The sequence below is a fragment of the Streptomyces sp. NPDC048002 genome (assembly GCF_040653275.1).
Classification (GTDB): Bacteria; Actinomycetota; Actinomycetes; order Streptomycetales; family Streptomycetaceae; genus Streptomyces.
The window spans coordinates 1-15,836 of the sequence record NZ_JBEZNL010000032.1; the positions used below are offsets into that span (position 1 = coordinate 1).

Below are 15,836 nucleotides of genomic sequence, written 5' to 3' on the forward strand. Positions count from 1 at the left end.
CGCGGCCTGCTTCCGGGCGGCGTCCGCGGGGGCCACCGCGGTGCGGGCCAGGGCGACCGGGCGCGCCGCCGCCCGGGCGATCCCGGCCGCCTCGTCGAGGGCGCGCTGAGCGGCGTCCCGGGCGGCACGCAGCCCACCGGAGGCGCGCCGCTTCTTCCAGTACGCCTTGTCCGCGTCGACCCAGGCCTGGCTCGCGGCGGCGACCGCGTCCCATGCCTTCGAGGCGCTCTCGGGGAAGTTCGTGTCGGTGACGAGTCTCAGCTCGCGGGCGACGTCCTCCCGGATCCAGGTGACGACGTACGCCTTGGACTCCATCGCCTGCGGACCCGAGCGGGCCTTGCTCAGGGTTCCGCCCCGGATCCGGTTGGCGAGCCTGGAGTCGACGATGCTCCGGTGCACGTCGCCGACGCCGGTCCAGGCGGCGGGGACGGCGAACAGGAACGAACGGCCGGTCTTCGGTTTGAGGTTGCGGGAGGTCAGGTGGTCGTCGCCGACCGGCATCCCGTCGCCGTCGAGGTCGTAGGGGCCGGGGCCGAAGAGTCCGATCTGGTTGAGACCCGCGTTGTTGGGCGAGTCGTACAGGAAGGCGCCGCCGAGGCTTCCGGACTGGCTGTGCTCGCCGGAGGAGGAGGTGCCGGCGTTCTCCCCGTACCGTCGGAGCACCTCCAGCTTCTTGCCGTCGGCGACCGTCAGCAGCAGCGCGCCGCTGAAGTCGGGCACGGAGCGCAGGGTCAGCTGTCCGGAGTCGGTTCCGACGAGGGATTTCTCGGTCAGCCCGGCGACCTGGTAGCCGTCCGGCTCGGTGGTGCGCGGGTAGAACGCGGTGACGGCCATGGAGCTGGTGCCGTCCTCCAGGGCTTGCGCCGAGCCGGTGCCCGGCCGGGTCAGGCCGGTCTCCCTGGTCCTGCGCAGGAGTTCGGTGAGGGCGGCGGTGTCGGGACCCTCCTCGGCCTCCAGGGCGCGGAGGTCGAAGCCGGTGTCGTACGCCTTGGTGAGGAGCAGGTCGTTGGCGATGCGGAGGTTCTCGACGCCGATGATGCCGCGGGGGTGCATCCCGTTCTCGGGGAAGGTGAACGGGCGTGCCACGCCCTCCCCGTCCAGGACCGTCAGCGGCTGCGGCACGGCGGGCAGGGGCACCGGCCGGGGCGGCAGGGCGAGCGCCGGGTCGGCGGCGGGGTCCGGGGCGGGCAGGGTGCCGCCGGTCCCGTCCGCATCCGACGGCGTGGGCTGCATCAGGCTGAGCGGCACGTGTTCGCGCAGCGCGCCGACGTCGTCCTCCTCGACGATGCGCAGCCGCCCCCGGAGGCGGTCCAGCGCCGTGGGCCCGCCCTTCCCCGACTCACCGGTGTCGGGGGTGTCGTCGGCCTCCAGAACGATCCGCATGCGGTACGGGGTGACGGTCTCCGCGTGCGGTTCGGTGGACGCCGCCCGGTAGATGGTGACGGTGGTGACGGTGTGGCTCGACGCGATCGTCTTGCGGTGGGAGCCGCTCTCCGTGTACGCGGGTCCGGCGCCCGGGACGTACGGGTTGCCGGTGTACACGGGCTGGCTGGTCAGGAAGCCCACGTCCACCCCGGAGGACGCCTCCGAGTTCCGCTGGACGGTTTCGATGGCCCGCCGGTTCTCCTCCAGTTCCACGCTGTGGTCGAGGCCCTCGAACACGGGCGTACCGGCGATGAGTTCGACCCGCACCCGGACCCGGCGGCTGCCGATCCGGACGCTGCCCCAGCCCCAGCCGCCGCCGCTGACCAGGGTCGAGGGACGCGTGCTCGTCATCTCCCCCTTCAGGGCCCGGGTGGCGCGGGCGGTCACCAGTTGACGGATCCGCTCCCTGCTCTCGTCGTCGAGCCCCAGTTCCCGGATCCGCCCGTCGAAGGCGAGCAGGACGCCGCTGGGATCGAGGGCGTTGACCGCGAAGGAGCCGAAGGCGGCGCCGCGCAGCCAGGGTTGCGGCTCCCACGGCAGCCGGGTGTAGCGGGGGACCTCGCCCATGCCGTCGTCGAGCAGCCCCAGCCGGTGGGCGCTCTTCTCCGGCAGATGTCCCAGGAGGCCGCCGGGGGTGGTCAGTTCGGTGCCGGCGGCCCCCGCCAGTGAGCGCGGCACGAGGGCGGTGGCGGCGGCCGCGTTGCCGATCCGGCCCGTCCCCAGCCGGCTGGAGAGCAGCGCGAACCAGTGCTGCACGTCGCCCGCCACCAGCACCTGGTGGGTGAAGCCCTTGCGGTTCATGTCCGCGACGACCGTCCGCACGACACCGACGCTGTGCGTGCCGGAGGTGGAGACGGGGTTGGCGACGATGCCGTACGCGCCCATGACGCCGTGGCCCGGGTGCTGGGCGACGGAGTAGACCAGTTGGCCGCCGAAGACGAAGCTCGTACTGTTGCTGATCTTTCCGGCCGCCTGGCGGGTGCCGCCGAGCGTCATCTCGGTGTCCATGGCCATGGGCGGCGTGAGCGGGCGGAGGTCGCCGACGGTGGTCGCGTAGCGGAAGGTTCCCCACAGCTCCCCGTACGGGCCCTTGCCCAGCAGGCCGCTGCCGACCAGCCCCAGCGGTCCCGAACTCTGGTCGAAGCTCGCGGTCAGGTACTGGGGGGTGAAGGTGCGGACGACGGCCTCGCGGGTGGCTGCGCCGTCCTTCGACAGCTGCCAGGCGCTGCCCGAGGCCGTCCTCAGGACCCGGTCCACCTCCGCGACCAGGGCGGGTGAGAGCACCACGTTCACGATCACGAAGGGGTGCTGCCGGAAATCCTTGAACCGCGGTGTGCCGCGGTCGGCCAGCCGTCCCGCCGGTCGGCCGCCGTCGGCGGGAAGCGTCAGGTCGCCCTTGGCGAGGGCCAGGGCCCGAGCGGTGTTCATGGAGGTCGGGGCGGGCTCGTCGGCGAGATACGGGTTCAGGGCCCCGTCCGCGTACGGGTCGGCGTCCGGCGTGTGCTGCACGGGGACGCCGATGAGCACCTGGCCGGTCCTCGGGCCACCGCCCTTGAGGTGTCCGAGCGCCGTCCGCCCGAACAGGATGTTGACCGGCTCGTCCAGGACCAGCAGTCCCGGCAGGCCGAGGCCCAGGCCGCGGATCAGGCCGCGGGGCCGCCAGTAGCCGCTCAGGGTCGCGGTCAGGGCGAGGTCGTAGCGGTACAGGTGCGTGGGCTGGTTGCTCACCGACATCGGCTCGTTGGTGACGGTGGAGCCGAAGGCCGTCTCGGCCTCCCACTGCCGGCCGTGGCGGGCGCCCAGGGTGAGGCCGAGGGTGTTGCGGGGCAGGCCGGCGTCGTCGACGTTGTTGTCGCGGCCCGAGAAGGTGCCCTCGAAGCCGAGGTCGAGGCCCTGCTTGGCACTGGTCTGGCCGTCGAGCCGGTCGACTCCGAGGGCGCTGAAGCGCATGCCCTCGTCGGTGTCCTTGCCCTCGTACCGCCGTCCCGTCAGCGTCCCGTGCACCCGGACGGTGTAGTAGGTCTGTCCGACCGAGTCGGGGTCGGTGAGCCGGATCGGCAGGCCGATCGTGGTCAGGGCCTCCAGGTTGGCGGTGATGTTCTGCTGGGACAGCACGCCGAGGACCTGGAGGGTGTTCTGGAGGGCGATCCGGTACTTGACGGGGTCCTTCCAGCGGGGCGGCATCGGCAGGCTCCGGGCCGCGTCGAGCAGCCGGTCCGGGTCGCGTCCCAGCAGGTCGTTGAAGCGGGCCCGCCAGCCCTTCGGCAGATTCGGCGGCAGCAGTTGGTCCAGGGGCACCACGAGCCCTTCGCGCAGATGCGCGAGGGAGTCGACCACTCCGTCGGCGAAGGCGTCCAGCAGGGTGCGGCCGACGCCGTCGGCGGTGTCCGGTGCGACCCGGGTGCGCCGGCCGTCGTCGAAGGTGAACTCCTTCACCCGGTGCATGCCCAGGGTGCGCGGGCGGTCCACGGTCAGGTAGGCCGGGACGAACGGCGGAGCGGCGCCGTGGCGCAGGGCCAGGGAGGTGCCGTCGTCCCAGCCGGCCAGCCGTCGCGCCTCGGAGCTGGTCATCCGGTCCAGGCTCCAGGTCAGGAAGCGTGTCGGCGGGGCGTTGTCGCCGGCCCGCCGCACCCGTACCGACTTCACGACCACGTAGAGGGCGGTCCTGGGGCCCTTGACCTGGCCGGCCGACTTCAGGGTGCCGGCCCCGCCGAGGCCGGCCGCCCAGGTCCGCGCGAAGGAGTACTGGGCGGTCGGCCCGAACTGGAGCCGCAGGTCGAAGGGGGCGGTGCCGGGGTCGAAGAAGTTGAAGGCGGGTCCGGCGACGGCTTGCAGCAGCAGGCTTCTGCCCTGGGCACGGCTCCGCTCGCTGCGGACGGTGGAGGTGTTGATGTCCCGCATCTCGGCCTGGTCGGTCTCTCCGACGAGTACCGCGGCGCGGGGGATCAGCTCCTCCACCACGAAGACGCCGAGCGGGGACTTCTTCCGGTCGTCGGCGAAGAGCGGCGGAGTGGTGATACGGCCGCGTGCCATCGTGCTGCCGTGCCGCTGGAAGCTGTCCCCGGAGAAGAAGATGTCCAGCTCGGTGTAGGCCGAACTGCCGGGCAGGGCGCCGATCTGCGCGGCGGCCCAGTCGCGGATCGCGGCGACCGGACCGAAGCCCTCGATGCGGACGAAGCGGTACTGGGCGTCGCGGTCCAGGGTCATGGAGCGCGGGATCCGGCCCGGCTCCGGCATCTTCGTCACGCTGTCCGGCAGCCGCACCGTCAGTCCGTTGCGGACGCCGAAGGAGAAGCGGGCCGGCACCGTCGGGTCCGTCCCGGTCTCCGTGGCCGCCTCGTCCTCTAGGCCCGTGACGACCCGCCCCGCGGTGTCGGTGACGTGGATCTCGAAGTGGACGTCGTCGAGGTAGGACCGGGACTTGTCGAGCGTCCGGGTCTCCATCTGGTTCATGCGCTGGTCGGTGAGGGTGTAGCCGACCTTGTCGATGAAGCCGAAGCGCAGGGCGATCCGGCCGAACCCGCCGAAGGCGGCCGTGCCCGCGGGACCGATCGGTCCGCCCAGGCCGTACTGGGAGTTGGCCTGCATGTTCTTGGTCAGCCCGAAGGTCGCGGCCGCCCGGTGCATGCTGTCGATCTTCGAAGCGTCGCCGACGCCGTCGTCGAACGGGCTCCACCGGCCGTGGTGCCGTGCCCTGAGGTACAGGACCCGGACCTTCCCGTCCGCGTTGACGTAGGGGAACGGCCGCCCGGTGCCGTCCGCCAGTGTCTTCGGCTTGTCCCGGAGGGTCTGCCGGATGTCGGTCAGCAGGCTTCCGTCGGCGGGACGGGCGTCCGGCCTGCGCAGCAGCTCGCGCTCGATCTCGTCCAGGATCTGCTCGACACCGCGCAGGGCCACCGCGCTCTGGCCGAAGGTGGCGGGGTTGGCCAGGAGTTCTCCGACCTCGGCCGCGGTCAGGCCGGCCGGCAGGAGCGCCTGGAGGTCGTCGACGTACGCGGGCATGCGTCGGCCGTCGGCGAACCGGGCCGGGGTGCGGCGGCCCCGGGACGGCGGTGTCATGGCCCGGTCGAGCCGGGGGGCGTCCGGGGGCGGGGGGTCGGTCTCGGTGGGCTGGGTCCTTACGGCTGCCGTGTCGGTGGGCTTGGGGATCGGCTCGGTCGGCTTGGGGTTCGGAGTCGGCTCGGTCGGCTTCGGGTTCGGCTCGATCGGCTTCGGCTCGATCGGCTTCGGCTCGATCGGCTTCGGCTCGATCGGCTTCGGCTCGATCGGCTTCGGCTCGATCGGCTTCGGCTTCGGCGTCGTGGTCTCCGCCTCGCCCGCCAGGGTGGCGGACTGCGCGTCAAGAGCCGTCGCGGGCCCGGGAGTCGGCCGGGTCACCGACCAGTCGTCGGCACGTTGACGCTGCCCGGATGCCACAGGGAGCAGGGCCAGTACCCGCGGCTTGGCCGGATCGCTCTGCGCGAGCAGATCCACGGGCCCCGGTGAGGTCCAGACGCCACGTCCGGTCCCGGCGCCGATGACCGCGCGCCGACCGGTCTCCGGCGGATCCGCGGGCGCCGTGGTCGTGGAGGCCAGCACGATGTCGGCCTTGCGCGGGAAGGCGTTCAGCGCCGGGTCCAGCGCCAGCAGTTCGGCGATCTCCTCGTAGGGCACCACGGCCCGGAAACCGCCCGGCAGTTCCATGGTCAGGTGAGCGGGCCCGGCCTCGCCGAGCACCAGGTACGGAGTGGGCCGGGCGGCGTCGGCGGTCCACGGCATCCTCGCCCCGCGCAGCGGGCGGTGGCCGCCGTCCGCAGTGGCCGCCATGACGAGGGCGGTGTCCGGGTCCATGGTGGCCCCCGCCCGCCCCGGCGCCCAACTCCGCCCGGCCGGCGCGCCCGCGGCGTCGAGCAGCAGGGTGTCCGGCGAGAGGGCGCCGAGCGTCTCCAGGTGGAAGGCGCCCAGTTCGACGGGGTTGTACACATCGACGCCTACCGCCGCGGCCCGCACCACCAGTTCGAGGAGGTCGGGCAGCCGGGACGGGTCCGGCCGGTCCAGGTGCAGGATTCTTGCGGTGAGGGCGGCGGGATCGGGGGTCGCGCTCTCCCACTCCAGGGCCTTCACCGTGGCCCAGAACAGCCGGGCTCGTTCGGGCGGCCCGACGAGGGAGGGGGCCAGTCCGAGGACGTGGGCGGCCTCGTCGGCCACCTCCTCGTCCGTGAGGCCGCTCATGCCCCGGCCCACGGTGGTCACGGACGGCAAGGCGGTGAAGTCCGTGAGGACGGTACCGGGTCGCAGCCGCACCGCCTCGGCGGCCTTGGCCAGCAGCTCCCGATAGGCGTCGGGCCCCAACTCCGCGTCCGCCGCGCCGTGGTGCTCCCGCGCGCGGATCTCTCGGGCGGCCCGCTCGAACAGGTCCAGGCCGAACGGGATGACGTCGCGCAGCACCGGGTCGGCGTCCCGCATGGCCTCCAACGCGCCGATACCTGACAGGAGTTCCCCGTAACGGCTGTCGTCCTCGATCGACGGTCCGAACGTCATCCGCAGCGCGCGGATCAGCCGCAGGGTCCGTTCCCGGGTCGCCGCGGAGACCGGCAGCGCCGGGTCGGTGTGCAGCCCCGCGGCTCGGGCGCGGTCGTCGAGCGCGGCGCCCTCGGGTTCGGGCCGGTGCTCCAGCCACTGGCCGCGCCGGCCGCGCGAATCCGTGAGGACGAAGTGGGAGACCCGGCCGTCGTCGCCCTGCTTGAAGCCGACCTCCTGGGTGGCGCCGTACACGGTCCGGCGGGTCTCGTTGGCCACGTGCTGGCTCTGGCTGAGGTCGGCCAGCGGGTCGGGGACGAACGTGTCGGTGACGAGCTTGCGCCTGCGGGACAGGCCGGGCGGTGTGGCGCCGAAACACTCCTGAAGCAGGACGGCGTGGTTCTCGGGCAGGCGCGCCAGACTGGGACGGCGTCTGAGCATGCCGCCCAGGGCGCCCTTCCGGGCCCGGTGCCGGGGGTTGGACGTGGTCGGCAACAGCGTCTCGCCGGGCAGGCCGTGCGCGGAGAAGACGTACACGGGCTTGCCGGCGAACGGGACGGTCACGTCGTCCCTGGTCCACGTCCCCTCCAGCCGGTTGACGTGGTACAGCTCGGTCGCCGTCGTCGCATGCCGGACCCCCGGCAGCAGGCGTGCGCGGTCGCCGTCCTCGAACACGGCCCTGCCGATGGGCCCTTGATCGGTGACGACGGTGTGGGACTGCAAGTCCTGTTCCCAGAAGGGGGCGTGGGAGGACTCCTCCGGGTCGGGCAGCTCGCCCGGACGGCTGAGGATCCAGTCGGCCCGGTCCCCGCGGGCGCCCCTCCGCGGCCGGAGGTAGGGGTGGGAGGCGGATCCGTCCGGGACGCCTGCGATGTCCGCCTCCCCGTCGGCGGACCAGACGTCCCTGCCGGTCCGATCCGCCAGCACGCGCGGCAGTTCGAGGCCTCCCCCGCCGGCGTCGGAGACGAGCAGCAGCACCGGCACCCCGGCCGGGAGGGCGCTCAACTGCTCGTCCAGGGCGAGCAGTTCGGCGAAGACGTCGAGGGGCACCTCGCGCGGGGCGCCGTCGAATCCGCGTACGACGATCCCGTGGCGGTCGCCGTCGGCCCGTACGACGTACGGTCCGGGGGCTCCGGGCCGGTGCCAGGGGGCCGGGTCGACTGTGTCGGGCGGGAGCTTGCCGTCGGCCGCCGGTCCACGCCGTGCCGTACGGGTGGCGTCCAGGCCCGTGGTCCGGTCCGGGTCCTGGGTCCAGTCGCGGCCGGGAGTGCCGGTGGGCAGGGCTCGGGTGGGTGACAGGACGCCTTGGCTGCGCAGGTGGAGCGCGGACAGAGTGGCCAGGCCGTTCGCCGACCGCGCCGCCGGGTGACCCGCCGCCGCGAGCACCGCGGAGCGATGGGCGCCGGTCACGGCGGTTCCCGGCGCCAGGAGCAGCACCCGGCGGGCCACGGCGTCGAGGTCGAGCGGGCCGTGGCCCAGAAAGGGGTCCGCCGAGCGGAGCCGGTCCAGGCGCGTGACGGCGTCGAGGAGTTCGGCGTGGAGCGTGGAGTCGACGACGTCCGGGCCGTACACGGCGGCGAGCAGTTCCCGGTACCGGGCCTGCTCGGAGGGCCGGGGAGACCGCTCCCCGAACACGTCGTCGTCCAGGTGGTCCGGTACGGGCAGCTCGGGAGCCGCTGGCCCTTCGGCCTCGGGCCCGCTGCCGGTTCCGTCGCGGTCCGCGAAGGTGACGTCGTCCACCTCGGGGACGGCGGTACCCGGTGCGGTGAGGTCGCCGGGCCGGACCGCCGACCAGTCGGCCGCGGCGGGGCGCCCCGGCGCGCTCGGCAGCAGGGAGAGGACGTACGGACCGGACGGCCCCGTCGGGGCGAGGCCGACGCTGCCGTGCGAGGCCCATACGGCGCGTCCGGTCGCGGCGCTGACGACGGCACGCGGATCGGCACCGGCCCGGGGTCCGCCGTCGGACGCTCCCGTGCTCGGGGCCGCCGCCTTCGGCACGGCCAGGACGATGTCCGTGCCGTTCTGCGGACGGGAGTTGAGCACCGGGTCGCGGGCGAGCAGTTCGGCGACCTCGTCGTAGGGGACGCGGCCGCGGAAGCCGCCGGGCAGGGTCATGAGGACGTGGTCCGGGCCGCCTCCTGCGGACACCAGATAGGCGGACGTGGTGCCGGGGGCGTTCCACGGCGGGGGTTCCTGGGCCACCGCGCGGAAGCCGCCGCCCGGCTTGGGCGCGGCCAGCACCACCCGGTCGGTGGCCGTGGTGGGGGTCGCGTTCGGCGGGGCCGGCGACCAGCGTCTGCCGGCCGGCGCCCCGTCGGGGCCGAGCAGTCGGGTCTCCGGCGCGAGCGCCCCGAGGGTCTCCAGGTGGAACGCGCCCAGTTCCGTCAGGTTGTCCACGTCGACGCCGACGGCCGCCGCGCGTGCGACGAGGTCGAGGAGTTCGGGCCGCCGGGCCGGGTCCGGGTGCTCCAGATGCAGGACGCGGCCGGTGAGGGTGTCCGGGTCGGGCGTGCGGCTCTCCCACTCCAGGGCCTTCACCGTCGCCCAGAACAGCCGGGCCCGCTCGGGTGGCCCGACGAGTGCCGGGTCCAGGCCGAGGACGCGGGCGGTCTCGGCGTCGTGTGCGGCGGGTTCGAGCGTGCCCAGTCGCCGGGCCGCCGCGGTCACTTGGGGCAGGGCGACGAAGTCGGAGAGCACGGTGTCGGGGCGGCGGCGCAGGGCCTCGGCGGCCCGGTCGAGGAGGTCGCGGTAGGTGTCGGCGTCCGGGGCGCCCGGCCGGCCGGCGCGGGCCGCGCGCTCAAAGAGGTCGACGCTGAACGGGCCGGCGTCGGTCAGGGCGGCATCGGCGGCGCGCATGGTCTCCAGCGCGCCGATTCCGGCGAGCAGGTCGCCGTACCGGCTGTCGTCCTCGATGTGCGCGCCGAACGTGAGCCGCAGAGCGCGGATCAGTCGCAGGGTCCGTTCCCGGGTCGCCTCGGGGACCGGCAGGGCCGGGTCGGTGTGCAGGCCGGCCGCGCGGGCGCGGTCGTCGAGACGGTCGCCGGTGGGTTCCGGCCGGTGCTCCACCCACGCTCCCCGCCGGCCGCGCGAGTCGGTGTAGAGGCGGTGCACGAAGGTGCGGTCGGGCAGCACCGCGAAGCTGACCATGTGGGTGCCGCCGTAGGTGGTGCGCCCAGTCTCGTTGGCGACGTGCTGGCTCTCGCTGACGACGGCGAGCGGGTCCGGGACGAAAGTGTCGTCGATGCCCCTGCGGGTGCGGACCACGCCCGGCGGCTTGGCACTTGAGCACGCCTCCATCACGACGCCGTGGTCCGCGGGGAGCCGCGCGAGGCTCGGACGCCGTTTGAGCATCCCGCCCGTCTCCCGCTCGTGGGTGTGGTGCCCCGGGCCCGTCGTGGTCGGTACCCGGGTCGCCCCGGGCCGGGCGTGGGCGCTGAAGACGTACACGGGCTTCCCGGCGAACGGGACCGGCTTGTCGTCCTTGGCCGACTCGCCCGTGGCGGGGTTGTAGTGCCACAGCTCCGACGACTCGGTGGCCAGCCGCAGCGCCTCGATCCGGCGCGGGGCCTCGGCGTCCTCGAAGACACCTCTGCCGATGGTGGTCCCGCTGTCGTCGACGACGCTGTGGGAGCGCACCTCGCGTTCCCACTCGGGCGTGTCCCCGTACTCCTCCGGGTCGAGCACCTGGCCGGGGGTGCTGCGGATCCAGTGGGCGCGCGGCATGCCCGCACCGGCCTGCAAGGAGACGACGTACGGCTGCGAGGGATCCTGCTGCGGGGACACCTTCACGGTGCCGTTGGCCGACCAGACCTCCCGGCCCAGGCGGTCGGCGGCCAGGCGGGGCAGCTCCAGGCCCCGCGCACCGGCGTCGGGGACCAGCAGCACCACGGGAGTGCCGGGCGGCAGCGCGGCCAGCGCGGGGTCGCGGGCGAGCAGCGCGGCGAACACGTCGAGGGGCACCGGGCGCGGGGAGCCGTCGTGGCCGCGTACGACGATCCGCTCGTGGTTGCCCTCGGCCATCACGACGTACGGGGCGGGCTCGCCGGGCCGGTGCCAGGGCGCGGTGCGCACATCGCCGCGGGCGAGGCCCCCGTCGCCCTGGCGGACGACCGTGCCCACGTCGTCGAGGTCGAGGCCCGGGACGTCGGCGGTCGTCCAGTTGCGGCCGAGGAGGGCCCCGTCGTCGGCGGTCAGCGCCTGACCGGCGGAGAGCACGCCCCGGAGTTCGAGGTGGAAGGCGGCCAGTTCCGCCAAGCTGCCGGCCGGCGCCACCGCCGGGTCCATCGCCACCCGGAACAGCTCGCTGCGCTGACCGTCGGTCACCGGGGCGGCCGGGTCCAGTAGCAGGACGCGCCGGGTCAGGGAGTCCAGGTCGAACGGCGCGTCACGCAGTGCCGGGTCGGCCAGCCGCAGCTCGTCGAGGTGCTCCAGGGTGTCACGGAGGGCGGGGTAGATCCGGTGGGTGTCGATGTCGGGCCCGAACACGCCGGCCAGCAGCTCGCGGCCGAGGTCCGGGGTGGCCTCCGATGGCGGCTCTTGCGAGCCTTCCTGGTCCGTGTCGCTGTCGCCGTCCTCCCAGTCCATGATCATGTCGACCGAGTCGGGGGAACCGGGCTCGGACGGGGACCCCACGGGATTCCCCGCCGGTGCCCCGGAACTGAGCGGGCTGCCGTCCACGGCGGGCGGGGCGGGTGACTCCTCACCGGGTACGAGTGCGGCGGGATCCAGCGGACTGCTGGTGGCCGGGATCTCCTGGGACTCCGTGCGGATGACGGGTCGGTGCGGCGAAGGGGCGTCGGCCGTGGTGGCCGGGGTTCCGGTGGTGGCGGGGTTGAGGGTGGAGAACACGCTGTCGGCGTCGTCGGCCGAGGTGTTGCGGCGGGTGCCCGGGACCGAGTCCGCGTCCGAGTCCGGGACTGGGTCCGTGTACGGGTTCGGGTTCGAGTTCGTGTTCGTGTACGGGTTCGAGTTCGTGTACGGGTTCGAGGTGAGAGGGGAGGAGAACGGCTTGCCCGCACTGCCACCGAGTGCTCCCGAGGCGGAGACGGGAGGGAGCGAGGAGACCGACGAAACGCCGCTTACGTCGGTGAAAACCGAGTCGGAGTCGGTGAACACCGAGTCGGCGTCGCTGAGAACCGAGTCGGTATCGGTGAACACCGAGCCGGAGTCACTGAGAACCGCGTCGGTGTCATCGTTGCCGCCCAACAAGCCGGTGGTGTCGGAGCGGTGGACCGACGACGTGTACGGGACCGTGCTCTCGTACGAGTCGGCGGTGGTGATGCCGCCGGGCAGGTACGGCGGTTGGGCCGTGTAGCCCGGGCTCGTCGTCCCGGAGTCACGGCCGCCGTACCTTCCGCCCCCGCCTGACGTGTCGTTGATGTCGTCGGAGTCGAGGTCCAGGTCCCGGAAGAACTTGTCGTGCGCCCACTTTCCGCCGTACTCCGCACCCGTGGACGCCGCTTCGAAGACCAGGCCGCTGAGGCCGGCGCTCAGGAACGTGCCCGGGTTGAGGGTGAAGGTGCCCAGGAAGATCAGGCTGGTGAACGCCTCCGCGAAGGTCTCGGCCTGGCCCTCGTTGACGAAGGTGAGCGGAAGGTCGAACACTTCCTTCCAGGTCCGGTTGTCCTTGAAGATGTTGCGCACGATCGGACCGCTGAACTGGGAGAACAGTCCGCCGAACAGTCCCGCGAAAGCACCGGCCACCGCGGCCTGGCCGATGTCCGTCCAGTCGAACTTGGTACGCCTGCGGTCCGGGTCGTCCGGTGCCGTCATCGAGATCAACTGTGAGGCGAACGAGACGAACGCCTCCTGGATCGCCTCCAGCAGCACCGACAGCGGAGTGGGAACGGCCCGGCCCAGACGCTGGAGGATCAGCAGGATCGTCAGCGCGGTCCGGGCCTTCGCGATGGCGATCTCGGTGAGTGAGGTCCCTCCGGTGAAGACGGACAGCGCGGCGATGAGGGCCAGTTCGATGTTCATCAGGATGAACTCGATGAGGATCTGGTACTTCGCCTCGGAGAGCTTGATGGAGCGGTCGATCTGCTGGGCGCCGATGTCCCGGACCTCGTCGGCGAACTTCTGGAGATGGTTCTGGCCGTTGTCGTCGACGAAGAGTTTCACCGCGGCGACGAACTCGTCCGCGATCCGCGGGGGCAGCGAGTTCCCGGCGGTGGAGATCGCCCCTTTCATCGCGTCGGACAGGTCACCGATGTCGTCCGCGAGCCGCTTGTAGGGGTTGCGGCTGTCGAAGCCCAGGTCCTCGTTGCCGGTGGCGACGTTCGCGCCGACCCAGACCTCGATGAACTCCCGCAGGCCCGGCGGGAACATGATGGCCATTCAGCGCCTGTTCTCGCTCTCCGAGCCGTGCGTCTCGATGTCCTCCAGGGCCTGGTGCTGCGGCCGTTGCACATGGTCGGCCTCCGCGGCGACCGCGTCGACCAGGGCCAGGAAGCCGCCGGTGATGGCCGAGATCGTGGCCGCGACCTGTTCCTGTTCGCGCCGGACCTGCGGTCCGACCGAGTTGGCGAACTCGTCGTCGCCGCCCTCCTCGCCCCACCAGCCCGCGTACACGGCGCAGCCGTTCTCGAAGCGGGGCAGCATCTGGTCGCCGTAACGGACGGCGTCGGAGAGGTGCTTGGAGCCCTGGAGGATGGCCTCGATGTCCGCGGAGTAGTTGCTGCCCATCTCTACGCGCCCTCCTGTCGTTCGGGCCGCTCCTGCCGGTCCCGCCGGACGGCCGGGGTCTCCTCGTCCTCGACGATCTCGTCGCGGAGCCTGCTCATCGCCGTGGGCGCCGTGTCCACGGAGGTCTCGCTGAGCAGCGTGCCGAAGACGGACTCCCAGTCGACGCCCATCCGTTCGGGGGCGGCACCGCGCGAGGTCATCCTGGTGAGCGGGTCGAGGGTGGCGACGACGCGGCGGGCCATCTCGGCCCGCGCGGTGTTGGCCGCCTCCAGCACCGCCGCGGAGAGCTGGGCGGCGGCCATGGTCCGGTACTTGCCGTCGAGGAACTCCAGGCTGGTCAGTTCGCCCTTGGCTCCGACCGAGACCCGCACCGACCGGTCCGCCGAACGCGCGGTGACCGACGCCGCGTCCAGTTCGGCCCGTGCCGAGGCGGCGGCCTCCTCGGCCTCCTTGAGGTGGGCCATGGCCCGGGCCACCCGGTCCTCCATGGGCTGACTCATCCCGCTCCCCTTCTCCTGTCCGCGTCTCTCGATCCGCGTCTCTAGATCCGTGTCTCTCGTTCCGCCGCTCCTTCAGCGCCCGAGGGCCTGTGGCGCGCCGCCCTCGTCGGTGCCCCACACGTCCTCGTCCTCGGCGAGCCAGGTGGTCCGTTCCCGGTCGCCGCTCTCCGTCTGCGGCCTGCCCTCGCCCGCGCCGCCCATCGGTCCCATCGGCGGCATGAAGGGCGAACTGCTGCTGGTCTGCGTGGACCTGGGGACGACCCGGTGCTCCTCGTCGTCGGTCGAGGGCGTGGTGACGGCCGTCCGGCCGGTCCTGCCGACCCCGGGTTCGATGACGGTTCTCGTACGTTCCCCGGAGTTGCCGCCCGCCTCGCCGCCGGCCCCTCGCATCATCGGCGGGTACATGCCGGGTGAGCCCGCTCCGGTGCCCGATCCGTCGGCGGTGGCACCGGCCAGGGCGTCGCTGCCCTGCGGGCGGCCGAGCGCCTCGCTCAGGTCGTCCTGGTTGTAGAGGTTGTCGCTGAACGCGGAGGAATACGCGGAGCCGCCCGGGTTGTAGGCGGAGAGGTCGGGCGGTTCGGGAAGATCGGCGATGCGCTCCCTGATCAGCTGGTCGATGTCCTTGTCGGCGGCGCCGATCCGGTCGTACTCGGCCTGGATCTCGGCCATGCGCCGGTCGTAGTCGGCCTTGGCGTCCTTGCGGGCCTGTTCGGCCTCGGTGCGCGCCTCGTCCCGCTCCGTCTGCGCGTCGGCCTTCGCCTGCTCGTACTCGCTCCTGGCCTCGGACTCGGCGGCGTCCGCCCGTTCGAGTGCGTCCTTCTCGGCGGCGTCGATCTCCGCGATCCGCCGGTCGTACTCCTCGCGGGCCACGTTCTCGTCGGTGCCGGCGGCGATCTCGCGCTCGTACTCCTGGCGGGCTTCCGCGCGTTCCCGGTCGGCCTCCTCGCGAGCCTGGTCCCGCTGCTCCTGGGCCTCGGCCTTCTCCTGCTCGTACTCCTGCCGGGCGGCCGCCTCCTGGCGGTCGGCCTCCTGGAGCGCGGCGTCGCGTTCGGCGCGTGCCTCGGCCCGCTGCTGCTCGTACTCGGCCTGGGCCTCGGCCTTCTCGTTCTGCGCGTCCAGCCTGGCCTGCTGCTTCTCCTGGAGTGCCTCGCGCCGGGCCTCCTCCTGCTCGGCCTCCGCCCTGGCCTGCGCCTCGGCCTGTTCCTGCTTGGCCTCCGCCTTCTCGGCGGCTGCCTCCTGCTTCGCGGCCTCCTGCTCCCGCTCGGCCTCTTCCCTGGCGGCCGCCTGTTCGGCCTTGGCCTCGGCCTTCTCCCGCTCCTGTTCGGCCTTGGCCTCCGCCTTCTCCCGCTCGGCCTCTTCCTTGGCGGCGGCCTGCTCGGCCTCCGCTTCCGCCTTCTCGCGCTGCTGTTCCTGCTTGGCGGCTTCCTTCTCGGCTGCGGCCTCGGCTTTCGCGGCCTCCTGTTCGGCCTTCGCCTCGGCCCGGTCGGCCTCGTTCTGCGCCGCGGCCCGTTCGCGTTCCTTCTTCGCCTCGTCCTGCGCCTTCTGGTTCTGCGCGAGGATGAGCGCCTGCTGTTCCTTGGCCTCGGCCTTCTCGCGTTCCTGTTCGGCCTTGGCCTCCGCCTTCTCCCGCTCGGCCTCTTCCTTGGCGGCGGCCTGCTCGGCCTTGGCCTCGGCCTTCTCGCGTTCCTGTTCCGCCTTGGCCTCCGCCTTCTCGCGTTCGGCTTCCGC

3 protein-coding genes and 1 pseudogene are annotated in these 15,836 nt (G+C 73.0%); all 4 read right to left on the reverse strand.

The genetic code is table 11. The annotated features are described in order from the left end of the window. Positions 1-13,260 (reverse strand): lonely Cys domain-containing protein (locus AB0E07_RS29660; RefSeq protein ID WP_362258878.1); only part of this gene is annotated, 13,260 nt, incomplete at its 3' end. Then, positions 13,261-13,608, reverse strand: a complete 348-nt coding sequence (locus tag AB0E07_RS29665; protein WP_362258880.1) for a hypothetical protein — start codon at positions 13,606-13,608, stop codon at positions 13,261-13,263. A 2-nt stretch (positions 13,609-13,610) separates the two neighbouring features. After that, complete coding sequence (locus AB0E07_RS29670) at positions 13,611-14,108, reverse strand: YbaB/EbfC family nucleoid-associated protein (RefSeq protein ID WP_362258883.1); 498 nt, start codon at positions 14,106-14,108, stop codon at positions 13,611-13,613. Positions 14,109-14,180: 72 nt separating this feature from the next. Then, positions 14,181-15,836 (reverse strand): annotated as a pseudogene (locus AB0E07_RS29675) (hypothetical protein); the annotation flags it as partial.

What these genes read in the sequence shown, in the direction of transcription:
- AB0E07_RS29670 (WP_362258883.1), bottom strand. Translation starts at nt 14,108, where the DNA reads ATGAGTCAGCCCATGGAGGACCGGGTGGCCCGGGCCATGGCCCACCTC.
- AB0E07_RS29665 (WP_362258880.1), bottom strand. Translation starts at nt 13,608, where the DNA reads ATGGGCAGCAACTACTCCGCGGACATCGAGGCCATCCTCCAGGGCTCC.